The sequence below is a fragment of the Methanobrevibacter sp. genome (assembly GCF_017432245.1).
GTDB lineage: Archaea > Methanobacteriota > Methanobacteria > Methanobacteriales > Methanobacteriaceae > Methanobrevibacter.
In genome coordinates, this window is record NZ_JAFRJO010000098.1 from 18,081 (window position 1) to 40,407 (window position 22,327).

22 protein-coding genes are annotated in these 22,327 nt (G+C 31.3%); 16 read left to right on the forward strand and 6 right to left on the reverse strand.

The genetic code is table 11. The features are described from left to right. Window positions 1–24 precede the first annotated feature (24 nt). The 5 genes from IJI80_RS07815 to hisS form a co-directional block, all read right to left on the reverse strand. On the reverse strand, window positions 25–780 hold the full coding sequence (locus IJI80_RS07815) for a sugar phosphate isomerase/epimerase (protein WP_292789133.1): 756 nt from the start codon (window positions 778–780) through the stop codon (window positions 25–27). A 51-nt stretch (window positions 781–831) separates the two neighbouring features. Continuing rightward, window positions 832–1,605 (reverse strand): sugar phosphate isomerase/epimerase family protein, encoded by a 774-nt coding sequence (locus IJI80_RS07820; protein ID WP_292789135.1) that lies wholly within the window; start codon window positions 1,603–1,605, stop codon window positions 832–834. A 54-nt stretch (window positions 1,606–1,659) separates the two neighbouring features. Then, window positions 1,660–3,732 (reverse strand): PINc/VapC family ATPase, encoded by a 2,073-nt coding sequence (locus IJI80_RS07825; protein WP_292789233.1) that lies wholly within the window; start codon window positions 3,730–3,732, stop codon window positions 1,660–1,662. 111 nt (window positions 3,733–3,843) lie between these two features. Further along, a complete protein-coding gene (gene hisI / locus IJI80_RS07830) occupies window positions 3,844–4,257 on the reverse strand; it encodes a phosphoribosyl-AMP cyclohydrolase (protein ID WP_292789138.1) in 414 nt (137 codons plus the stop codon). Window positions 4,258–4,310: 53 nt separating this feature from the next. After that, complete coding sequence (hisS, locus tag IJI80_RS07835; protein WP_292789235.1) at window positions 4,311–5,615, reverse strand: histidine--tRNA ligase; 1,305 nt, start codon at window positions 5,613–5,615, stop codon at window positions 4,311–4,313. Between the two features lie 304 nt (window positions 5,616–5,919). On the opposite strand from hisS, the gene IJI80_RS07840 reads away from it, so the two are divergent. The 14 genes from IJI80_RS07840 (at window position 5,920) to IJI80_RS07905 (ending at window position 19,634) form a co-directional block, all read left to right on the forward strand. Continuing rightward, a complete protein-coding gene (locus tag IJI80_RS07840; protein WP_292789141.1) occupies window positions 5,920–8,259 on the forward strand; it encodes a hypothetical protein in 2,340 nt (779 codons plus the stop codon). 224 nt (window positions 8,260–8,483) lie between these two features. Then, window positions 8,484–9,047 carry a DUF2115 domain-containing protein gene (locus tag IJI80_RS07845; protein ID WP_292789144.1) on the forward strand — a complete coding sequence of 188 codons (564 nt, stop codon included), beginning with the start codon at window positions 8,484–8,486 and terminating at the stop codon, window positions 9,045–9,047. A 100-nt stretch (window positions 9,048–9,147) separates the two neighbouring features. Then, a complete protein-coding gene (locus IJI80_RS07850) occupies window positions 9,148–9,678 on the forward strand; it encodes a DUF2115 family protein (RefSeq protein WP_292789147.1) in 531 nt (176 codons plus the stop codon). A gap of 52 nt (window positions 9,679–9,730) precedes the next feature. After that, window positions 9,731–10,636 (forward strand): shikimate dehydrogenase, encoded by a 906-nt coding sequence (gene aroE / locus IJI80_RS07855; protein WP_292789150.1) that lies wholly within the window; start codon window positions 9,731–9,733, stop codon window positions 10,634–10,636. Between the two features lie 45 nt (window positions 10,637–10,681). Beyond that, a complete protein-coding gene (locus IJI80_RS07860; protein ID WP_292789152.1) occupies window positions 10,682–11,443 on the forward strand; it encodes an ATPase in 762 nt (253 codons plus the stop codon). A gap of 101 nt (window positions 11,444–11,544) precedes the next feature. Beyond that, window positions 11,545–11,958, forward strand: coding sequence for a hypothetical protein (locus IJI80_RS07865; protein WP_292789155.1), 414 nt, complete (start codon window positions 11,545–11,547; stop codon window positions 11,956–11,958). A 292-nt stretch (window positions 11,959–12,250) separates the two neighbouring features. Further along, on the forward strand, window positions 12,251–13,876 hold the full coding sequence (pyrG, locus tag IJI80_RS07870) for a glutamine hydrolyzing CTP synthase (protein WP_292789237.1): 1,626 nt from the start codon (window positions 12,251–12,253) through the stop codon (window positions 13,874–13,876). A gap of 217 nt (window positions 13,877–14,093) precedes the next feature. Further along, on the forward strand, window positions 14,094–14,672 hold the full coding sequence (locus tag IJI80_RS07875; protein ID WP_292789157.1) for a ribbon-helix-helix domain-containing protein: 579 nt from the start codon (window positions 14,094–14,096) through the stop codon (window positions 14,670–14,672). A 286-nt stretch (window positions 14,673–14,958) separates the two neighbouring features. Next, window positions 14,959–15,915, forward strand: a complete 957-nt coding sequence (locus tag IJI80_RS07880; RefSeq protein ID WP_292789162.1) for an A24 family peptidase — start codon at window positions 14,959–14,961, stop codon at window positions 15,913–15,915. A gap of 28 nt (window positions 15,916–15,943) precedes the next feature. After that, the gene (locus IJI80_RS07885; protein ID WP_292789165.1) at window positions 15,944–16,393 is read left to right on the forward strand and encodes a hypothetical protein; all 450 of its coding nucleotides are present in this window, start codon (window positions 15,944–15,946) and stop codon (window positions 16,391–16,393) included. Between the two features lie 331 nt (window positions 16,394–16,724). After that, the gene (locus IJI80_RS07890; RefSeq protein ID WP_292789168.1) at window positions 16,725–17,540 is read left to right on the forward strand and encodes a hypothetical protein; all 816 of its coding nucleotides are present in this window, start codon (window positions 16,725–16,727) and stop codon (window positions 17,538–17,540) included. Window positions 17,541–17,564: 24 nt separating this feature from the next. Continuing rightward, a complete protein-coding gene (locus IJI80_RS07895) occupies window positions 17,565–18,155 on the forward strand; it encodes a zinc ribbon domain-containing protein (protein WP_292789173.1) in 591 nt (196 codons plus the stop codon). A 42-nt stretch (window positions 18,156–18,197) separates the two neighbouring features. Next, window positions 18,198–18,881, forward strand: a complete 684-nt coding sequence (locus IJI80_RS07900) for a TIGR00289 family protein (protein WP_292789176.1) — start codon at window positions 18,198–18,200, stop codon at window positions 18,879–18,881. A gap of 228 nt (window positions 18,882–19,109) precedes the next feature. Then, window positions 19,110–19,634, forward strand: coding sequence for a hypothetical protein (locus tag IJI80_RS07905; RefSeq protein WP_292789178.1), 525 nt, complete (start codon window positions 19,110–19,112; stop codon window positions 19,632–19,634). A 51-nt stretch (window positions 19,635–19,685) separates the two neighbouring features. Here the strand turns inward: IJI80_RS07905 and IJI80_RS07910 are convergent, their stop codons facing one another. Next, on the reverse strand, window positions 19,686–20,228 hold the full coding sequence (locus IJI80_RS07910; protein ID WP_292789181.1) for a hypothetical protein: 543 nt from the start codon (window positions 20,226–20,228) through the stop codon (window positions 19,686–19,688). A 332-nt stretch (window positions 20,229–20,560) separates the two neighbouring features. Between IJI80_RS07910 and IJI80_RS07915 the strand changes: the two genes are divergently transcribed. Together IJI80_RS07915 and IJI80_RS07920 are read left to right on the forward strand one after the other, a co-directional pair. Beyond that, a complete protein-coding gene (locus IJI80_RS07915; protein ID WP_292789183.1) occupies window positions 20,561–21,442 on the forward strand; it encodes a DUF1002 domain-containing protein in 882 nt (293 codons plus the stop codon). Between the two features lie 266 nt (window positions 21,443–21,708). After that, window positions 21,709–22,236 (forward strand): hypothetical protein, encoded by a 528-nt coding sequence (locus IJI80_RS07920; RefSeq protein ID WP_292789187.1) that lies wholly within the window; start codon window positions 21,709–21,711, stop codon window positions 22,234–22,236. Window positions 22,237–22,327: the final 91 nt, after the last annotated feature.

Sequence of the window (22,327 nt, forward strand, 5' to 3'; positions counted from 1 at the left end):
GCATAATTAATTTTTTTTTAAGTTTTATTTAATTAATCCTAAATTTTTCATATATTCTAAACTTTTTTCAATGAAATCTACAGACATTAACTCTAACATGTAGATGCCATCATACTTTTTCTTAGTAAAAACATCAAAGAACCCATTTACATCAAAAGTCCCATCACCTAATGCAAGGTGTGTGTCATCATCACCAGGATTATCATGCACATGTATGTGTTTAATTGAGTCGAAGTAAATTTCATCTGGAGTGAATCCATTTGTATGGGCATGACCTATATCCATAGTCATAGGAAGGTCAAGTTTAACTAATGTATCATTCAGTTGATTCACATCCATGAACATGAAGTCAGTGATGTTGGGGAGATTTTCAATGCATGCATCAACTCCACTGTCTTTTGCATAATCCCCAACTACTTTAAGGTGTTCCTCAGATATTTGATATACAATCTCTTCCCTACCTCTTCCATGGAATCCAAGAATTCCAGGATGAACAACTACAAGATTGCTGTCAATCAGGTTTGCAAGATCGATAGACCTCTCTATTTCGTTAACGGAAAATTCTGCAACAGCTGGATTCAAGGAAGCGATATTGATGTCAATGAATGGAGCGTGAACAGTGTATTTCAAGTCATATGAGTTAATAAGGTCTATTAATTCACTATTGTCATTAATATCTCTATAAGGATAATCATGCACTATTTCAACATAATCAATATATTTATTGCTATCAAAGTATTCTAAAGCTTCTTCTATTGTTCTGTCTTCTGTTGCTAACATTGAAGCCCCTATTTTCATTTTTTTACCTCAATTTTTAATCATTTATAAATATTATATTAATTTTAAGCTTTTCAGATATTCGATGCTCTTTTCAATGTAATCTTTTGAACTCAATTCAAAGTTATAGATTCCATCATAGTTGTTTTTTGAGAATATTTCAAAGAACTTCTTAAAGTCGATTATTCCATCTCCTAAAGGAAGATGGGAGTCATGAACACCGTCATTGTCATGGATATGGATGTGCTTGATGTTATCAAAATATACATCATCTACAGTAAATCCTGCTGTATAAGCATGGCCTATATCCAATGTCATAGGCAAATCAGTTCTTTCCAGAGAGTCATGGAGCTGATTGATGTCCTGATACATGAATCCCCTTAGTCTTGGAAGGTTCTCAATGCAGGTATGCACTCCATTGTCCTTAGCATATTCACCAATGGTCTTAAGGTTCTTTTCTGCTATGGCATAAACTTCTTTCATGTATTCCTTGTCATTATTGAATATGCTTCTTCCTGGATGAATTACAACTATATCACTGTCAAGTGTATTTGCAAGGTCTATTGATCTTTTTATCTCCTCAATTGCCGCTTTTGAAAGAGCCGGATTGACAGAGGCAGGATTCACTTCAATGAATGGAGCATGAACAGTATATTTCAAGTCATAGGAGTTCATCTTATCTATTAAGTCCTTTTCTTCATTCATATCCCTGTTAGGATAGTCATGAAAGAGTTCCATATAGTCAATATACCTGTTTGATTCGAAGTATTCCAATGATTTTTCTATAGGAATCATCTTTCTTGGGAATACTGAAGCTCCTAATTTCATCATTTTACCTCTAATATTTAAATAATATTTAATTTTGCAACAGTTATCATCCTTTTAATCTCTAACTCTTGCAACAACTCTTAATCCTTGATCTAATCCTTCCATTATCTCTTCAGTCAGGTCAAGATTCTTATGAAGCTTTACATAACCTCTTTTTCCTACTGTTGCTGTGAATAAATATTTATCTTCCAAAAGAATGTCAAAAGCACAGCCAATGTATTTTTTGCCAATAGGCAATACGAGATGGTCTTTTCTTATTTCAGGATAGAGTTCAAAGACTTCATAATAAAATTCAGATGTTTCTCCTTCATCATAATCGTCATCGTAGTCATCTGAATCTTCACTTAAGTCAAAGTAATTGTCCTTGCTGTAATCCTTCTTTCCTTCATCGATAATGTAATCATCAATATTATCATTATACTCTTTCAATTGGGACTTTTTAGACTTCTTATGCTTGTCTTTCTTATCCTTTTTAGATTTTTTAGACCTTTTTGAAAGTCTTTCAGCAAAGCTGTCAGGTGCCTTTTCAAGAGGTTCAACATTCATGCTAATTCCAATCTCATTTTCAAGTTCGGTGATTCTCTTTCCGCCTTTTCCAATGATTTTAGGAATGTATTTCTCACTCATGTAAATGTTGACCCTTCTGTCGTTTTCCATGCTCACTTCAATAGCGGCCTTAGGAGCTATTCTTTTCATGGTCCTTAGGATTTCCTTTTCAGCAATCAATTGTACAGGTGTTTTATCCTTCTTAGTTGCCTTTTTGGACTTTTCAACCATTCCAATGTCCATTACGATAGTCTGTTCACCGTAAGTGTAGATTTCGTTAACTAAAGTTCCGCTTTCAAAGTCTCTCACTTCAATTACAGGTCTTGCAAGGTCTCTTTCTTCCATGCCTGTTGGAACTTTTACAGTAAGCTTGTTTTCATATATTGCGCTTATCTCTCCATCTTCAATATAGATTGTAGTGTCTACGATTGATGGAATGGTACCTAAGTCAACTCTGCTTGCAATCCTTTGAATAGCATCGATAGGCCTTGTAGCGTGAACAACTCCAATCATTCCTACACCTGCAAGTCTCATGTCTGCAAATATCTTGAAGTCATGGTTCTTTCTAAGCTCATCATAGATTGTAAAGTCAGGTCTGACCAATAGCAATATGTCTGCAGTGTTTTCCATATCCCCTTCAAGAGGGGCATATTGGGTTATTGTATCTCCAACCTGCAAGTCTCTTGGAGATTCCATGGTTTTAACTACCTTGTTCAAGTCTTCATCATAGAATTTAGCTATTGCCTGTGCAAATGTACTTTTACCCGCTCCAGGTGAACCGGATATCAATATTCCTCTTGCACTGTTGGTCAATCTTTCAATCAATTGACTTGATAAATGATAATCGTCAAGTGAAACTTCAGCTACTGGCCTTACTGCAGTAATCTCCAATCCTTCAGAGAAAGGAGGTCTAGCTATTGATATCCTAAGGTCTCTTGATTGCACTACAATAGCCCCTTGCCTATCAACTTCCAAGTATGTTTTAGGATCATACCTTTCCTTTTCAAGGATTTCCTCTGCAATAAGCTCCAATTGCTTGTAAGTGAATTTCTCATCTGCAAGCTTTACAAGTTCAATATGTCCTGGCTTTCCCTTTTTAGCCATTGGTACAACATTTTCCTTTAAATGAACACTCATTGTGTCTTCATCAAAGAATTTAGCTATCTTTAAATCTATTGCTCCCTTGTATTCCTGTGCATAGTAAATGGTAGGTATTCCTTGAGCTTCTGCAGTTTTAGCCTGAATCTTATCGCTTGTTAAGAGTAGTGCAAGTTCATCCTTTGCAACATCTCTGATTAATCCATCTATTTCTCCAAGTTTTGCATTGTCCTTTTCAAATTTAGTAGGTCTTCGGCCAGTTATTCTTATGGACATTTTGCCGATTTCAGCTAAATCCTGAAGTTTCTTAATATTTTCAAGACCTCTGATTCCTGTAGGTCTTTGATTGTTAGCTTGATGTTCAAGTTCAGCGATTACTGCTTCTGGTATGATGATTTCAGGATAGTTCAATCCTTTTTCATTTATTATCTTTTCCACATTTCCTTCTATGATTGCACTTGTATCCGGTACGATTCTCTTTATTTCATCATTCAAGTCATCTTCATCATTATAATCGCTATTGTATTCATATTCATTAAAATCCATATTTTCACCTCCTTTGAGGTTTATCAATTATTTTAATAATTTTAAATATTATCCATACATTTCCTTTGGATCAAACAATCTTTCTGAGATTATTTTAATATCATCATCTGTAAGATTGTCAATGTCAATATTCTCCTTATCTATGTCCAATTGCCTAAAGAAGCAAGATCTGTATCCTTCGTGGCATGCTGCACCGATTTGCTCAACCTTCATTATGATTGCATCTGCATCACAGTCAATGTACATTTCCTTAACGGTTTGAACATTTCCAGAGCTTTCTCCCTTTAGCCATTGCTTTTGTCTTGAAGTGGAGTAGTAGTGTGCCTTTTTGGTCTTTAAGGTTTGCTCTACAGCTTCCTTATTCATGAAAGCCACCATCAAGACTTCGTTTGTTTGCCAATCTTGTGCAATACCGATTACTAAATCTTCTCCACCCATGTTAAGTCTGAAATTCAATTCCATTGTCACACCTTTATTATAAAATAAAAATTAATAATTAAAATTGCATATTTTTCTTAATTGTATAATTTATCTTTAATGTAATCTACTACATTATCAATATCAACTAATTCCTGTTCTCCAGAGAGCATGTCCTTAACGGTAACTTTTCCTTCTTCCAAGTCACGTTCTCCAACTAAAACAGTGTATTTAACGTCAGTCTTGTTTGCATAAGCCAAGATCTTCTTGAATTTCTTTCTGGACAAGTCAACTTCAGTTGGAATGTCTGCCTTTCTTAAATCCTGTGCTATGCTGAATGCATCCTGTCTTGTAGAGTCTGAAATAGCTGCAACATAAGTGCTTACTATAGGTTCAAGTTCTGGCTTTCCATTAAGCTCTTCGATTGCATTCATTAATCTGTCAAATCCTAATGCAAATCCTGTAGAGACAACGTCTTCTCCTCCAAATAATTTAACGAGATTGTAAGTTCCTCCACCGCACACTTGCTTTTGTGCACCAAGTCCTTCCACATATACCTCAAACACTATTCCAGTATAGTAGTCAAGTCCTCTTGCAACTCCAAGATTAAGTTTGTAATTGAAGACTTGGAAACTTTCAAGGGTCTTTACAAGTTCCTTGAACTCTTCAAGAGCTTCCTTGGTTTCTTCGTAAGGTGATACGAGCTCTTCAATATCTGTGATAATTGATGAGTCACCAACCATATCCATAAGCTTGAACAATACTTTGTTTAATTCTGGCTTGTCTTTGATGATAGGGTTTTCTCCAATCAATGATTCTTTTAGGAGATCCTTATCTCCCTTATCGATGACAACCATGATTTCTCTTTGTGTAGCAGTATCAATATCAAAGTGAGCGAATAATCCTCTAATGATTCCTAAGTGGTTTACATTGAATTCTGCAGTAGTGATTCCAAGCTCTTCAATAGCATTGTTACACATAGCTATTACTTCAGCTTCACCTTCTGGAGTCTTTGCACCAATCAATTCACATCCGAATTGCCAAAATTGTCTGAATCTGCCTTTTTGTGGTCTTTCATATCTGAAACAGCTTCCATAGTAGTAAATCTTGATTGGCTTTGAGGTTTTCTGTAATTCATTTAAGTATAATCTTGCAATAGGGGCAGTTATCTCTGGTCTGAGTGCAAGGTCTCTGTCTCCCTTATCCTTGAAGTTGTATAATTGATCTACAATTTCCTCTCCTGATTTTGTAGTGAATAATTTCAAGTCTTCAAATAAAGGTGTCTGCACTTCACCAAAACCATAGTTTTCAAATACATTTCTTAAGATGTCTTCCGCCTGTTTCCTTTCTCTCATTTCTTCGAAGAGGAAATCCCTTGTTCCTCTTGGTCTTTCAAATTCAATTATAGACTCTCCAATGTTTTTAAATAATTTTTATCAGATTAATGTGTCAATAATAAATGTATATTTTTATTAATAGTTAATCATTTAACAATATTATATTTAATATTTATTTTATATAATAGTTGTTGATATTATAATGATATTTTAATATTTTCTTAAATCCATTGGAGTTAATTCAGTTAAGATTTGAAAAATATTCAGATATTTAATTGAATACTAAATAATATCCATTTTTTTAGATAAAATTATATAATCATTTATATAAACATAGTATTAACTCTAAATTTTATTTAGGAGGATTTTTATGAAGAGTGGGAAGTTTTTATTTATAGCAATGATATTCCTTGTTAGCTTACTGTGTCTATCTGCAGTAAGTGCGGCAGATGATGCAGCAAGTGATGTGATTGCTGATACAATTGATGAACCTATATTAGAGGAAAGCATCGATGATGCTGATCTTGGAGATATTGAAAGCGATGAGAACATTTTAACTGATGGGGATACACCTCCTCTTCCTCCAATTCCTAGACCTTTTTCCATGTTAAATAAGACTATTGGGGATAGTGGTGATGAGGTTAATTTATCTATAGATTATTACCAATTTGATGAAACTGATTTCAAAGAGGGTATTTACATTGATCGTGATTTAACTATTAATGGAAATGGCCATTCAATTAATGGAAATAATCAAGCACGTATTTTCTTTGTTGAATCAGGTTGTATAGTAACATTCAAAAACATTAATTTCGTAGATGCTAATGCTTCTGATTGTGTAAATACTGGCAACTATGGTGGTGCTATTTGTTCATTTGGTAATGTTACAGTTATAAATTGTACTTTTACTGATAATTCTGCAGAATATGATGGTGGTGCTATTGCTACAGGTATTGATGGTGAGTGTAATGTTATAAATTGTACTTTTACTGGTAATTCTGCAGATCGTGGTGGTGCCCTTTATTATTATGAAAGTGAGGGTACTGTTATAAATTGTACTTTTACTGGTAATTTTGCTGGCGAATGGGGTGGTGCTATTTGTGTTGATGATTATGCTGAGTGCACTGCTAAAAATTGTAATTTTACTGATAATTCTGCAGGAGAGTATAGTGGTGCTATTGATTGTGGTAATGCTATATATTGTAATTTTATTAATAATACTTCAGAAAAAGCTGGTGCTCTTTATGGAGGTAATGTAACTAATTGTATTTTCACTGGTAATTCTGCTACTGAGGGTGGTGCTATTTTAGAGGGTAATGCTGAGAAATGTACTTTCATTAATAATAATGCAGATAATGGTGGAGCAATGGTTAATTCCTCTGCTATCAATTGTAATTTCATAGACAACTCTGCAACTAATGAAGGTGGAGCTATTTATAAAAGTAATGCAACCGATTGTAACTTCATAGTAAACAGAGCAAGCTCTTCTGGAGGTGCTTTCCGTGGGGTTGATGATGCAAGTAATTTTGCTAAAAACTGTAACTTCATAGGAAATACCGCTTCTGATGGAGGAGCAATATTTTATGGTACTGCAATCAAATGTAACTTCACAGAAAACAAAGCAACCACAGGTGTTGGTGGAGCAATAGAATATGGTAGTGCAAGCAATTGCAACTTCATCAGCAACAATGCAAAAACTCTTGGTGGAGCAATGTATTATTCTGATGCAACCAACTGTGCTTTCATAGGCAACACCGCAGGTAATGAAGGTGGAGCAATGTTCAATGGTGCTGCTGAAAATTGTACTTTTGCTTTGAATTCTGCTTCAGTTGAAGGCACTAATGATTCTAGTGAAACTATGAAAGATGATAATTGTAAGTCCTTTACTCCGGTATTAAGTGCTTCTGACTTTAGCACTGTATATAATTATGGTGAAAAGTTCACATTCAAATTTGCAGATGGCAATCAATTATTTAATGGTTTAAATGCTGTAATCAGCATTTATAAAAATGGTACATTTGTTGGCAATTACTCTGTATTGACTGGAGAAGGTTGGGTTGTTAATTTGCCTGTAGGAACATACAATGCTATATTAAGCATTACAAACATTAATGTAGCACCTGCAAGTGCAACAATTACAGTTGCTAAAAACCCTGCTAAATTAATAGCAAGTTCAGTTACTGCTATTTATAACAACAACAAATATTTGGTCATCACTTTAAAAGATGGTAAAAACAGAGTGTTAAGCGGTATAAAGGTAACCGTAAACTTAGGTACTGCAAAAACATACACAACCGATAAAAACGGTCAAATAAAAATAAATGTAGCTAAATTAGTGCCAAAAACCTACACAGTAAAAATCGCTTATGCTGGAAATGCTTACTATGTGGCTGCTTCAAAATCCGTAAAAGTTGTGGTCAAAAAGGCAACTCCTAAAATGACTGCAAAAGCAAAGACCTTTAAGGTTAATGTGAAAACCAAAAAGTACACTGTTACCCTTAAAAACAATGTTAAGAAAGTGATGAAAAAGACCAAGCTCACCTTGAAAGTTGGCAAAAAAACCTACAAGGCAACAACCAACAGCAAAGGAAAAGCAACCTTTAAAATCACTAAATTAACCAAAAAAGGCAAATATAATGCAGTCATCAAATTTGCAGGAAACAAATACTACAACAAATTAAGCAAAAAGGCAAAAATAACCATTAGGTAGATGTTTAATAACATCTACTACTTTTTCTTTTTTTAAATTTTTTCTTAGATTTGCCTATCTTTTTTAATTTTTTTAGATTTATTTTTCTTTTTTTAAATTTAATTAAGTTCTAAATTATTGAATAAGAAAAATTACATGAATTTTTAATAAATTATAATGAATAATACATAAAATTTTAAATGATAAAATACTATAAATTATTATAAAAAAATTAAGTGTGAATTATGTTTGAAGAATTGCATGAACTGTTAGAGGATAAAAAGATTTCAAAGAATGAGCTGTTGGCTATTTTAAAGGAAAAAGCTCAAAAGATATCTGTTTTTGATTTGATGGATGCCAATAAGTATATACTTCAGGATGTGGAGTTTGTACAGGATAAATATCAAGATGACTTCCGTCAAGCTTATGTCAAGCAATTCATTGGCCATATAAACAATATTAAAAAGGACAATACCGATTATGACAGCAGGGGCAAAAAGGATAGGATTGATAAAAAACAGTTTGAAAAGTCATTAGAGGATTTGCATAATGTTTATGATGGTGTGGATTTTGATAAGGATAAGGTACAGCTTATTTACTGTTTGGTTTCCTTATATGCAACTTTCATATTGAATGAGCCTATTCATTCACTGGATACTCCTTTCCCAGGCAATTTGAAGATAAAAAAGTTAGGTAAGTTTTATTATTGTCCTGTTAAGGCAACTCAAAAGAATACGGAAGGAGCTGTTTGCAATATCTGCATTTCACGTGAGATAGATTATGATCCTAAATTGAATGCAAGCAGTTAAGGATTATTCTTTAAAAATAAGCATTATATAGTCCTATAATTTTACACTTTATGATTTTTTAAAAATAAGAGGTTTATAGTCATATATACTTTGTGATAAGATGTTTGAAAAGTTTGATGCATTGATATGTGAAGATGATAAAATATCAAAGGACGATCTTATGATTGTCTTAAAGGAAGAGCTTGTTGATGTGTCTGTTTTTGATTTGATGATAATATCTGCGGATATAATTGAAAACAACAAATATGTTCAGGAATCCTATCAGGAAAAAAGCAAAAAGATCTATATAGACTTTTTCCTAAATAGAGTAAAGGAAATAAGAAGTAATGATACAGTTTATAATGATTATTTCAATAGGGATGACTTTGTAGAAAAACTAAACAATTTAAAGGATATTTACAAATCTATTTCTACAGATAGAAAAAACAAAAGCCCACTAATTAATTTGGTGGTATCCCTTTACACTACATTTGTGCTTGATGAGCCTATTCATCCTATTGGAACTCCTTTCCCTGGCTCTTTAGAGGTCATTATGGAAAATGGAGTCTATTATTGCCCAGTTAAAGAGGCTAATATGAATACTCCAAATTCTGTGTGCAGACTTTGCATAGCAGAACAGTTGGATTTTTAAAGGAATCATTGAATTTGATGATGATAATTGGATTTTAAATATAGGTGATATTGTGATAGATGGAAAAACAAAAATATTGGGAGTTATTGGAGACCCTATTGAACACACTTTCTCTCCAGCTATGCATAATGCAGGACTTAGTGAATTAGGTCTTAATTACATTTATCTTCCCTTCCATGTTAAGGAAGACAGATTAGGTGAATGCATTCAAGGTGCAAAGGCTATGGGAATAGAAGGTTTGAATGTAACAATACCCCATAAAACCAATGTCATGAAACACCTTGATGATATCGATTCAGTAGCTTCAATGATTGGTGCAGTAAACACCATTCAATTTAATTTTGATGAAAATAATGAGTCATCCAATCAAAATAATGAAACAAGTGTTACAACAAAAGGATTTAACACTGATGGATATGGATGTGTCCGTGCAATTAAGGAAAAAACTTCAATAAATAACAAAAAAGTTACCATCACAGGTGCAGGTGGAGCAGCAAGAGCAGTTGCATTTCAGATAGCAAGCAGTGGAATAGATGAGCTGTCAATATTGAATCGTAATTTCGAAAAAGCTGTATCACTTGCAAATGATCTGGAATCCAATTTAAGTGAAGCAGGTATTGATATAACTATAAATAGCTGTGAAATTGAGAATCTGAAAAGGGAATTGGACAGTTCAGACATATTTATAGACACAACACCTATTGGAATGTATCCGAATGTGGATGATAAGGCAATTGCAAGTGCAGATATGCTTCATGAGGAGCTTGTTGTAAATGATATCGTTTACACTCCTATGGAAACATCCTTGATAAAGGAGGCATTAAAAGCCAATGCTGAAGTTGTTTATGGATATAAGATGCTATTGTATCAAGGAATCAGAAGCTTTGAAATCTGGTTAGGTCGTGAAGCGCCAGTGGATGTTATGGAAAAGGCATTATTGGATGCTTTAGGTATTTGATTTTAATTTTTATTTTAACTTTAATTTTAATTTTTCAGTGATATTATGGATGATTTTCTATCAAATTTTGTTTTGAAAGATGAAGAGAAGGAACTGTCCGATTCAAAGAAGGATGTTATGAAGTTCTTAAAGCAAATAGGTGTTGACACCCGTTTTGTTAGCTTCTTTGATGATGAAGGAGACATTAAGCTTTATATAGAAAATCTCCGCTTTTCAAAGTTTTCCAAAAAAAGAAGAGAAACCTTCAACAAGCATTATCCCGATATGGAGGTTGTAAGGTCATCTCTTTTTCAAAAGATCTGTTCAAGGTCTTCAAAGACATTGGCAGAGTCCTTAAGCCCAAAGGAAAGGATTCTCATTCCAAGAATGGATAATGATTACAACAAGTTTTTATACATAGTGATCGAGCCTTATTCAAGAAAATATGGCATAAGATTTATTGAATATGATGAAAATACCTGTGCAGATGACTTTGATTCAGTCATTTCCCCACTGAACCTGAATCAGGAAGTAAATCATATCCTTAATGATATCTTTGATGGAAAGGGAATTGAATGGGATAGGAAATTAGACTTATCTAATATTTATGATTTGGACTTAAAGGATAAGGACATCATATTTCCATTTATAAACGTTCCCCAAGAGTGGATTAATGACTTCTTAGGCATTGAAAAGGAATATGAGATAGACTATGAAAATGAAGACATTGCAGAGTCATTCATGGGATTCTTGACTGAGATAAATCCACAATTCAAGGAGAATGTTTTGGCTGCATCTTCATTTTTGGAAAGTCATCAAAAACAATGAAATAATGAAAATTATTAAACATAGTTAAATACAATAAAGTATAAACATTATAAATAATTAATAAATTAAAAATTTTTTGTGATTATTAACGAGGTTTTAACATGGCAAATGAAATTACTGCAGAATTAAATGATGAACAATTTAAAAGATATCAAATCATGCAAGAAAATGGATTAAGCATTGGTGAAGCTATAGACTTGATTTTCTATTTACGTGATCAATATGGAGTTCGCAATGATCAGCTTCTTGAAGATAGGCTTGAACAGTTAATCATCAAAAAATCTGAATTAGAAGATGAAATGAAAAAATCTGGCAATGATTTAACTGCAGAATTACAAAAAGTAACTGCTGAAATGGAGGTCATTGACAAATTAAAAGATACTGCATATGACTTTGAAGCTAAAGAGAAAATCTTGGAAAAAGAGTATTCTCCACTTGATGATTCTTATGAAATGAAGATTCAAGCACATAAACGTGGAATCAAATGGGGAAAATTCTTCAACAACATTTTATGATTTCACTTTTTTTAACCTTTTTTCTTTTCTTTTTTTTAATATATTTTTTTAACTATTTTTAAAAATCTTATTTTGTCTTTATTTTAAATTTTAAGCCTTAATAATGCTCTTTTTATATGCTTATCTAAAATCATAATTCCTTTAAATTTTTCAAATATTAGATTCATAAGATAAGTTTTATATAATAAATTAAACTAATATTTTATTGAGTATTCATTATGGATTTTTTTATAATAATTTTATGAAAAATTCATATAAAAATCAATATTAAATTTTTTAGGAGTGGATTTGTCTGACAAAATATATTATAATAACTGGTGGAGTAGTTAGTTCCATAGGAAAAGGAATTACTTCTGCATCCATTGGTCGTATATTACGTTCATACGGCTTGAATGTTGCAGCAATTAAGATTGACCCATATTTAAACTGGGATTCTGGTACCTTAAACCCATATCAGCATGGGGAAGTGTTTGTAACTTATGATGGTATGGAAACTGATCTTGACTTAGGTCACTATGAAAGGTTCTTGGATGTAGAGCTTCCAGGAATATCTAACATCACTACCGGTAAGGTTTATCAGTCAGTTATTTCCAAGGAAAGAAAAGGTGATTTCCTCGGAGCTTGTGTACAGATTATCCCTCATATCACCAATGAAATCAAGGAAATGGTTCGTGAAATCTCTGCTAAAGACAATTACGACGTTGTCCTTGTTGAATTGGGAGGTACTGTAGGGGATATTGAAAGTCAGCCATTCCTCGAGGCATTAAGGCAATTGAGAAATGAGGAAGGCTCTCAAAATGTGATGTTTGTACACGTAACCTTTGTTCCTTACTTGAATGCTGCTGGTGAATTCAAGACAAAACCAACTCAACACTCTTCAAAAGAACTCAGAAGTATGGGTATCAACCCTGATATGATTGTTTTAAGAAGCCAAGAGCATATTGACGATGATATTAAGAGAAAGATCGCTCACTTCTGTGACGTAGACTTTGATGCTGTTGTAAACACTCCTGATGCTCAATCAATCTACGAAGTCCCATTGGTATTGGACAGGGAAAACGCTGGCCAATTCATTTCAGACAGGATTAATTTAGGAATTGATTTTGAAAATGACAAGAATACTCTACATGAATGGGCAGAAATTGTGGATTCACTCAAGATTCAAGATCCAGTAGTAACTATTGGTATTGTAGGAAAATATGTGGAATTGGAAGATGCTTATATAAGCATAAGAGAATCATTGCACCACGCAGCAGCTAAAAACGGAACTAAAATGAATATCGTTTACCTTAGTTCTGATGTGGATGTGGATAATGAAGATGAATTGAAAACTTTCCAAGATGAGCTTTCCAAGCTTGATGGTATCCTTATCCCTGGAGGATTCGGTGATAGGGGAGTGGAAGGTAAGCTACAGGCAGTTGATTATGCAATTGAAAATGAAGTTCCTATTTTCGGCATATGTTTAGGTATGCAATGTATGGTAATCCAATTTGCAAGAAGAATAGGAATGGATGGTGCAAACAGCAGTGAATTCAAAGATGGCCTTGAATATCCAGTTATTGATATGATGGAAGAGCAAAAGAAAATCAAGAACATGGGCGGAACAATGCGTTTAGGTGCTTATGACTGTAAATTGATTGATGGCACCAAAACAAAAGAGGCATACGGAGAGGACTTCATTCAAGAAAGACATAGACACAGATATGAATACAATAATGAATACAGGGATGTCTTAACTGAAAACGGTCTTGTCATTGCAGGAACAACTCCAGATGACTTCTTGGTTGAAATCGTGGAATTGCCAGACCATCCTTGGTTTATTGGATGTCAATTCCATCCAGAATTTAAATCAAGACCAAATAATGCTCACCCATTGTTTGCTTCATTTGTAAAGGCATCTTTTGATAATAAGAAATAATATTTTTATTTCTTACTTTTTTTAATTTCTTTTTTTAACATTTTTTATCATTTTAACTATTTTTATACTTTTAACTATTTTTATGATTTTACACGATTGTGATTTTGTGCAATTGTGCAATTGATATTTTTATTTTTTTCGCATTTCAAATCATTTTATATTGAATCAAGACCTATTTAATAACATATTCAATTAAATAAATTATTAAAGGGGTAATATGAGCGAAATAAGTAAAAACAATAAAGAAATTGGAAAAACAATAGCTACAAAGGTTCCAATAAATATACATAATCAATTGATAAATCTAATAGAAAATGGCGACTACTTAAGCATTTCAGATTTCTTAAGGGAAGCGATAAGGGAACAGTTGAAGACTTATAAGATTGCCAATTTCAGAGAAATAAATTATTTTGATGCAAAAAAAGAAGTTTTAAGCTATTTTATAAAATATAATGATTGCTTTTTAGATGAGATAGCCATTGATTTGGAATTGGATTTTGAATTGGTCTTAAATATCCTCAATGACCTTATTCAAGAAGGAAGAATAGTCAAGATTTCTAATGAGGAACTCTTTGAAAAAAGAGGAATTGATAATCATAATGAAAAATGCTCAAAAGTTGATAATCATGTCTATAAACTAGATGGAAAACGTTTGATTGTGGAATCAAGATCCAAAGATTATGAATTCATTAGCATAAGGCACAATGTGGATTATAAATCCATTTTTAAAAATAATGGTATTGTAGTGGAAAACGCTTCAGTAATTCTATCTGAGGCCTATTCCTTTATTAAATAGCATTAATTTTCAATAACTCATTTTATTTTTTTTTAAAATTTTTTTATTTTACATTTTGATTATAATTTTTTAATTAGATAGATTTTTCCAATGTGGCTTTATTTTTTTAATTTAACATCAATTTACATTTAAAAATAAATATAACAATCAATTGGTACTTATTTTATTCTAAAAACTATTATATTTAAATATAATGAAAAAATAATTAATAATTGTCTTATAAAAACAATTTAAATTAATTAAATTAGTTTTTTTAAGATTAATAGTATAAATTGGAGGTTTCCTCTTGTATGCTTGTATTTTTATTGGGAATATTCTGGATTTATTAGTGAATCATTATTTTAGCAGTTCTCATCTTTTAATAAAATCATGTCAAATACATTTGTTCTTAATACTATTAATTCTATTGATTGCTGATTATTATGATTTGAAATTTGGAATAATTCCTAATAAATTAAGCTTAATCCTATTAATATACGGTTTATTTTTTAATTTAATCTTAGGCATATCTTTTAGCAATCCATTCATATTCATATTTTCCATAGCTTTAACAGCTTTAACCACTGTCATTTCATTTTTCCTATGGCATATTGGCTTTTGGGGAGGTGGAGACCTTAAGCTCTTCATTGGATTGTCATTATCATTATCCTTTTTGGATTTGGATTTAATCAATTTAAATTATTTTTCAAATCTAAATCTAGCAATCCTTAATCAATTGATTTTATATCCAAAGGTGATTTCCATACTTTTAAATGGTATTTTAATGGCTTTTGCATTGATTTTCATATCAATCATTTATGATGCAATAAGGAATAAAAATATTAAATCATTTACAAGATTATCAATTTTAAATTCTAACTTAGCATTTAGTCAATTGACTTCTAAAATAGTTTCTATTGAGAGCTTAGAGGAAGGTATGGTGTTAAATGAATATTACTTTAAAAATCAGATTGCATATGATAGGATTAATGATGAAAGGAATAAGAGCAATTCAAACATCAATTTGAATGCAATTCAAGAGGAGAATATCTATTATTTCTCTTCATTGAACAGAATGGGATTGACAAAAGAGGATATAAAATTAATAAATGCATTATACAAAATGGATATAATCAAGAATCCTAAGTTTAATATTAAGGTTGAGATTCCATTCATGCCTTTCATTACACTTGGATATATGGGTTTTTTAATCTTGGGAGACTTTATAGCCATTATTTCAGGATTTATAAAAATATTTTTTTAAATTAAATTTAATATCTTAGGTAAAGACAATGAAAAATATTAGAATGGACAATAAAGGTCAATTATCACTTGAATATGTTTTAAGTTCCATGATAGTAATCCTAATTATCAGCCTAATCTCTGTTCCAATTTTATTGACTGCAATGGATTATTCCAATGATATTATAGATTCAATCAATTCTAAAAGTGAATTGTCTAAAATAAGTGATGCCATTGACTTTTGCTATGCATCGGGTAAGGGATCTAAAAGAATAGTGTTTGTAGATTTTAATAGAGATGTGGATATAAGATTCTATAATGATGGAAAAAAGGGTGTTGCATCAATAAATTTGAATCTATCAGATAATTCAAAGGAAATCACAAGTTCTTATGATTATAATGCTTTAAATGAAAATATTCATTTATCAAAGGGATTCAATAAAATTGCAGTAAAATGGGATGAGGATTCTAATGTGATTGAAGTAAAAAGATTAATTTAATGTCTATTTTTAACTATTTTTTTTATCCACATTTAATTTTTTTTTTAAAATTTCACTTTCATAAAATATATAAATTAAGTTTTTTATATAAAAAATCTCTTTCATAAAATATATAAATTAAGTTTTTTATATATAATATGTAGAAAAATAATTCTTAATTTTACAATATTTATAATGAAATTGTTTAAAAACTTAAATAAATTGGATAAATTTCTTTTATTTTAAAAATTAGGACTTATTTTAATGTAATATTTAATTATAAATTTATTTAACTGATTATAAACTGATTACGGTAAATTTATATGGAAAATTGTTAAAAGAGTTGATTATGATGGATTTAATTACTGGAATTATATATATAATCCTATTCCTTATTATTATGGTATTTGCCTTTTCAATGGGTATTCTGTCTCCATATGTAGGTAGAAAGGAAATAGTATCCATAATTTTAATAGGATTTGTTCTTGGCGCTATAGGAGGATACTTCTTCATTGACCCTATTTATGATGAAAGTCCATATATTGTAGGTAATGCTCAAGGGCTTTTTACATTGGATAGTGAAGTAATTAATCTTAATATTCCATCAACTTCAAATATCAGTGACATAACATATAAAATCAATAATTTGAATGGTGTAAATTCAGTTTCCACAAATGGTTTTGAGCTTAAAACGGGCTTCATAAAGAACAGCACCAAGACTTATGTTGAAAATCATTTAAGGGCTGATCCTGAGGTTAAATCATTTAAAGTAACCAACAATTCAGTTGCTGTGGATTTAAAGAATCCTGCAAGTTCAACTACTACATTAGGATCTCTTGTCAATTGGTTAAGCAATAGGGCAGGAGTAGGTTCTGAATTCGCTTATGTTCATATACAGGTGCATGTAAATTCTAATGATGTAGTGGATGTCAGAGATTATCTAAAAGAAAACGATTACAATATAATTTCTATTGAAGGACCTGTACAAAATACAATTCATTATGTTGAAGATCATTTGGCTCCAACTTATATTATAATGTTTATATCAGGACTTGTTGGAGTGGCTGTAGCTATTGCAGGAGTCTTTGTTGAGCCTTTAACCAAATTCACTAGAAGATTTAAAAAAGACCAATCTGAAAGATTAAGAGGAAGAAGAAGGAGACGTTAATTAGTTTTATTAAAGGGGGATAATATGGCTAAATTCTGTCCAGAATGTGGTTTCGAACAACACAGTGACAATAATCGTTATTGTTCCAATTGCGGTTTTGACTTTTCTAAATTGGAAAGCAACGTCAAATCAGAAGATTCTGACAATTCTAGTATAGTTGTCCCTATTAGTTCAGATGATAGTAGTGTATCCAAAGCTAAAGGTTCTGTTTCCAGTACATCTGCAAGCACTGAAAGTTCTTCCAGTACAAGTACAAAAAGTCCTGCTAGTTCTAGTTCTAAAACTACTGTTGCTTCTTCTGGTTCTAGTGCAAAGACTGCAAAAACCAATAGGTCCAATTCATCAAATAACGATTTTTTATCTAATTTAACATTCAATAAATGCTTTTTAGCATTTGCTTTACTTTTAATTATACTGGCCCTTATAGGTATGATAAGTCAAGCAACTCAAAGTGAACCTTACTCTGATGATGGTTTGACTTCATTTATGGAAAGTTCAAGCAGTTATGGTTTTTCTGATTTTATTGAAGATTCCAATAATTATTACGATGACTCTGATTCCGATTATTTAAGTTATGGTGGCAGTGATGGCTTCACTGACTTTTTTGAAAATTGAAATTCAATTACTTTTTTTATTAAATTATTCATGGTGTAAATAATGAAATCTGCTGTTTTGTTTTCAGGTGGAAAAGATAGTGTAATGGCTTTAAATTATGCTATAAACAATGGAGATGATGTTAAGTATCTTCTTTCAATCAAGTCTCAAAATGATGAGTCCTATATGTTTCACGTTCCAAATATTCATTTGACTGATTTGCAGGCAGAAGCTATTGGCATCCCTATCATAGAAGTGAAAACCGCAGGTGTAAAGGAAGAGGAGCTTGAAGACTTAAAAGAGGGATTTAAGCAATTGAAAAACCTTGGAGTTGAAGCCATCTACACAGGTGCATTGTTTTCCACTTATCAAAAATCCAGAATAGAAAGATTAGCAGATGAACTTGGTATTGAAGCCATTTCACCATATTGGCATGCAGATCCAAAGGAATATATGAATTTGGTGATTGATTCTGGATTTAAGGTTATAATCAGTGGTGTTTTTGCTGATGGGCTTGATGAATTATGGTTAGGCAGACTCATTGACTATGAGGCATTGGCAGAACTTGAAAAAATCAGTGAAAAGACTTATCTGCATCTTGCATTTGAAGGTGGAGAGGCTGAAACATTAGTAATTGATGGACCTATCTTTAAAAAAAGAATTGAAATATTGGATGCAGATATAGATTGGCATCATGATAATGGTACATATAATATAACAAATGCACAATTGGTTGATAAGGAATGATTTCAGTTATTGTAAAGCATTAATAAAAATTGGTTGATAAAGATTGATTTCAGTTTATTGAAAAGCATTAATAAAAATTGATTGATATGAATAATTGCAAATATTTATATATAAGAATGATTATCTATATGTATAGCTAATGGGGGTGTAAGTATAGCAAAAGGTTTTAAAAAAAGTATTTTCACTATTTCACTTGTTTTAATGATTCTTTTATCATCAGTGATAATTATGGATTCAATTTCTGCTGAAGAGAATGTTCCAAAGGGCTTTGAAACTTATTATATGAGAGGATATGGATTTAATGTCCCTAGTTCATATAAACTGATTAATGAAGGATGGGATGAAATTAATCATTTGAATTACATGAACTTTCAAAAAGGAAAAAATTATGTAAACATCAGTTTGGAAAGACATTCTACAAGCTTTAATAAGAACATAATGGATGGATTCGCTTACTTTAAACTGAATGATTTAAAATTGCATAAGACTTCAATTTCTGGAATCACTGGATTTTACAATAAAAGGAATAAAGTAAAGACATTTGTTTTTGCATCCGAAGATGATATGATTTATTTGCACATAAGGGGGCCAAGAGTATCTCATGTGGTTTCATCCATCACTCAAAGGGATTATAAGCCATACCACAGCAATGAATATGATTTCGATGATGATGCATATTATGAATCAGATGCTTATGATGACTCTTTTGATGATTCCTTTGATGATGCGTCATATTATAATTACAGATGGTAAAATCATTTTTTCATCCATATTTTTTAAAATAAGCTTTAAATTTTTTATTTTTTAAAAAACAATCTTATAATCTATTTTATTCTTTTCTCTCTTTAGAGAATCCATTTTAACAAGGTCAAAGATTAACTTATCTTCGGTTAAGCTTTCCCACATTTTATATATCTTTTTTAGGAAATCCTCATTCAAATCCATTTTTTCAGCTATGATTGGGCATTGGTATGTCATGTCATCCACATCATAGATCAAATGCAAGTTGTTGTTCTTATCGAAATGCGGGCTTAAAGGGAAAGATCTGCATTGAATTGGCCTTAATCGTCTATTGCAGTGTGGCGGATTGGTGCATTTTATATAATAGACCTCCCCATCCCAAGAATCTGGATATTCAATCTCATCAGTTGTTTCATAAAACATTTCAAACCAATCAGACTCATTTTCAAGCATCTCCTCTTCACCAGGAAGCAAATACAAAACCATTTCTTCCATCACATCATTTCTTTCACCATTTTCAACAGTGCAGCAAATGGAATTGCATAATTCTCCGCAATTGAACTTGCCTAATGGAGATGCATTATTGGTCATATTATATATTTTCATATAATCCTTTTTTCTTATTGAGCATTTCATTTTTTTCACATTATAAATTTTATTTTAGAAAATATTTTGTACTTTTTCAAGTAATATTTATGTGTCTTTTTCTTAAAAACTTATTGATTAAAAGAATAATTTGCTAAATCATTCTTTTTTTTAAAAAATCATTTTTAAATCATTTTTTTATCAAATCTATGCACTAAAGACTTTACATAAATTTTTGATTTTTTACAAAAAATAGCCATTTACCTTATAAAACTTTCGATTATGTAAAAAATAGATTACATTTATATACTAGTTTAACAAAATAAGATTATGAATTTATAAGAGGTGATAAAATGCATAAAAGAATTCTAGCTATATGCCTTGCCATATTTTTGGCATTTGCTGTTATTCCAACTGGATTTGCAGACAATTCAGATCAAGTTGTAATAACCTATGGTGAAACTGCATATATGAATCAGCAATACAAATCAATTGTTGACAATTATTTTGCAAGCAAAACTAATGTAGATTTAAATGATGTAGAATCAAAAGTGATCACTGCTGGAGATGTAAACAAGATTTCCGGTGGTTTTTCAGGAAAATATTACAATTCAAACCAAATTTTCTCATCCGCTCTTCTTGACTTGAACCAAAATGGGGAAATTACCGTAGAGGTGGATGATTCAATTACCACTATCACTCCTGAAATGTACATGTCAGCACTTAAGTCTGCAGGTATTCAAGGAGGACATGTCTATGTGACTAGTCCAGTAAGCGCTACTGGCGAATCTGCTCTTGCAGGTATTATGGATTGTTATGAGGAAGCTACTGATGTGGAAATTCCGGATAATGTAAAAGAGGCAGCAAATCAAGAGATTGCAACTCAAGCAGAAATCCTAAACAATTCAAATGTCAGTGCAGATGACTTATCCAAACTAGTGGATGATGTTAAGGAAAAGGTTAATGAGGAAAACATTACAGATCATGCAACCATTGTAAACATTATCAATGATTACAGTACAACTTACAATATCAACATTTCTGATAATGATATAGAAAACCTCGCAAATACCATTGAACAAGTGCAATCCGTTCAAGATGATGCTAATGCATACAAAGAGCAAATAAGCGATTTTGTAGACAGTTCATCTTCTGGAAATGGATTTTCCCTGGATGGATTTTCCTTAGATGGTTTGTTCAATAGCATTTTAAGCATTTTTAATTTTAGTATTTAAAGTAATTTAGTGGTCTAAATCACTAAAATTATTTTTCTTTTTTTCTTTTTTTATTTTAAATTAATATATTATTTAATAATTATTTTTCTTTTTGTTTAAATTTCATAAAATTTTCATTTTTTATTTTACAATCTTGCAATTTTTATAGAAAATCTAAAAAAATATCAAAAATTATTTATTGCTAATTTTATAAACTATTATTAATTAATTTAAATAATCTAATAAGTCTATGATTTATTATTTTATTAAATTAAGGAGGAATGAAAATGAGATTTAATAGGATTGCAATTATAGCTATTTTGGCAATTTTAACTGTTGTTTTAGCAGGTTCTGCATCTGCATTTGATTTAGGTTTCTTAACTGGTGGTGACAGTGAACCTCAACAAATAACTGTAGGTGGTATTGACTTCAATATTCCTGCTGGTTTTACTGAAAACGAAGATTACAAGATGGAAAATGAAAAAAGTAGCTCCACCACTGGAGTTGACTATTACATGTCTGCTGCTGGTTATGAAGATGCTTCAAAACAAAATGCAATTTATGTTTTAGTAGGAGATTATGGAAATTATAATGTAACTGATCAAATAATCGAATATGTTTTAGATGATATGGACTATGAAAAGAAAACCATTAATGGTAAAGATGGATATTTAGTTCAACAAAGCAGTTCCGACAGTTCCGCCTTAATGGCAACAGAACAACCTGTGTACATGTTCGTTTATGAAGAAAATGGGGATATTGTATTCATTGGTGCAACTGATGAATCCTATTTAGGTGATGTTATAATCGAATAGATTAATCTACCTTTTCTTTTTTAATTTTATTTTTTTACTTTTTTACTTTTTTACTTTCTTTACTTATTTTTTGCTTATTTTTTTATTAATT

What these genes read in the sequence shown, in the direction of transcription:
- IJI80_RS07815 (WP_292789133.1), bottom strand. Translation starts at nt 780, where the DNA reads ATGTTAGCAACAGAAGACAGAACAATAGAAGAAGCTTTAGAATACTTT.
- IJI80_RS07875 (WP_292789157.1), top strand. Translation starts at nt 14,094, where the DNA reads ATGAGCGAAATAAGTAAAAACAATAAAGAAATTGGAAAAACAATAGCT.
- IJI80_RS07845 (WP_292789144.1), top strand. Translation starts at nt 8,484, where the DNA reads ATGTTTGAAGAATTGCATGAACTGTTAGAGGATAAAAAGATTTCAAAG.
- IJI80_RS07900 (WP_292789176.1), top strand. Translation starts at nt 18,198, where the DNA reads ATGAAATCTGCTGTTTTGTTTTCAGGTGGAAAAGATAGTGTAATGGCT.
- IJI80_RS07905 (WP_292789178.1), top strand. Translation starts at nt 19,110, where the DNA reads ATGGATTCAATTTCTGCTGAAGAGAATGTTCCAAAGGGCTTTGAAACT.
- IJI80_RS07820 (WP_292789135.1), bottom strand. Translation starts at nt 1,605, where the DNA reads ATGAAATTAGGAGCTTCAGTATTCCCAAGAAAGATGATTCCTATAGAA.
- IJI80_RS07860 (WP_292789152.1), top strand. Translation starts at nt 10,682, where the DNA reads ATGGATGATTTTCTATCAAATTTTGTTTTGAAAGATGAAGAGAAGGAA.
- IJI80_RS07850 (WP_292789147.1), top strand. Translation starts at nt 9,148, where the DNA reads ATGTTTGAAAAGTTTGATGCATTGATATGTGAAGATGATAAAATATCA.
- IJI80_RS07920 (WP_292789187.1), top strand. Translation starts at nt 21,709, where the DNA reads ATGAGATTTAATAGGATTGCAATTATAGCTATTTTGGCAATTTTAACT.
- IJI80_RS07915 (WP_292789183.1), top strand. Translation starts at nt 20,561, where the DNA reads ATGCATAAAAGAATTCTAGCTATATGCCTTGCCATATTTTTGGCATTT.
- IJI80_RS07840 (WP_292789141.1), top strand. Translation starts at nt 5,920, where the DNA reads ATGAAGAGTGGGAAGTTTTTATTTATAGCAATGATATTCCTTGTTAGC.
- IJI80_RS07865 (WP_292789155.1), top strand. Translation starts at nt 11,545, where the DNA reads ATGGCAAATGAAATTACTGCAGAATTAAATGATGAACAATTTAAAAGA.
- IJI80_RS07885 (WP_292789165.1), top strand. Translation starts at nt 15,944, where the DNA reads ATGAAAAATATTAGAATGGACAATAAAGGTCAATTATCACTTGAATAT.
- IJI80_RS07895 (WP_292789173.1), top strand. Translation starts at nt 17,565, where the DNA reads ATGGCTAAATTCTGTCCAGAATGTGGTTTCGAACAACACAGTGACAAT.
- IJI80_RS07890 (WP_292789168.1), top strand. Translation starts at nt 16,725, where the DNA reads ATGGATTTAATTACTGGAATTATATATATAATCCTATTCCTTATTATT.
- hisI (WP_292789138.1), bottom strand. Translation starts at nt 4,257, where the DNA reads ATGGAATTGAATTTCAGACTTAACATGGGTGGAGAAGATTTAGTAATC.
- IJI80_RS07910 (WP_292789181.1), bottom strand. Translation starts at nt 20,228, where the DNA reads ATGAAAATATATAATATGACCAATAATGCATCTCCATTAGGCAAGTTC.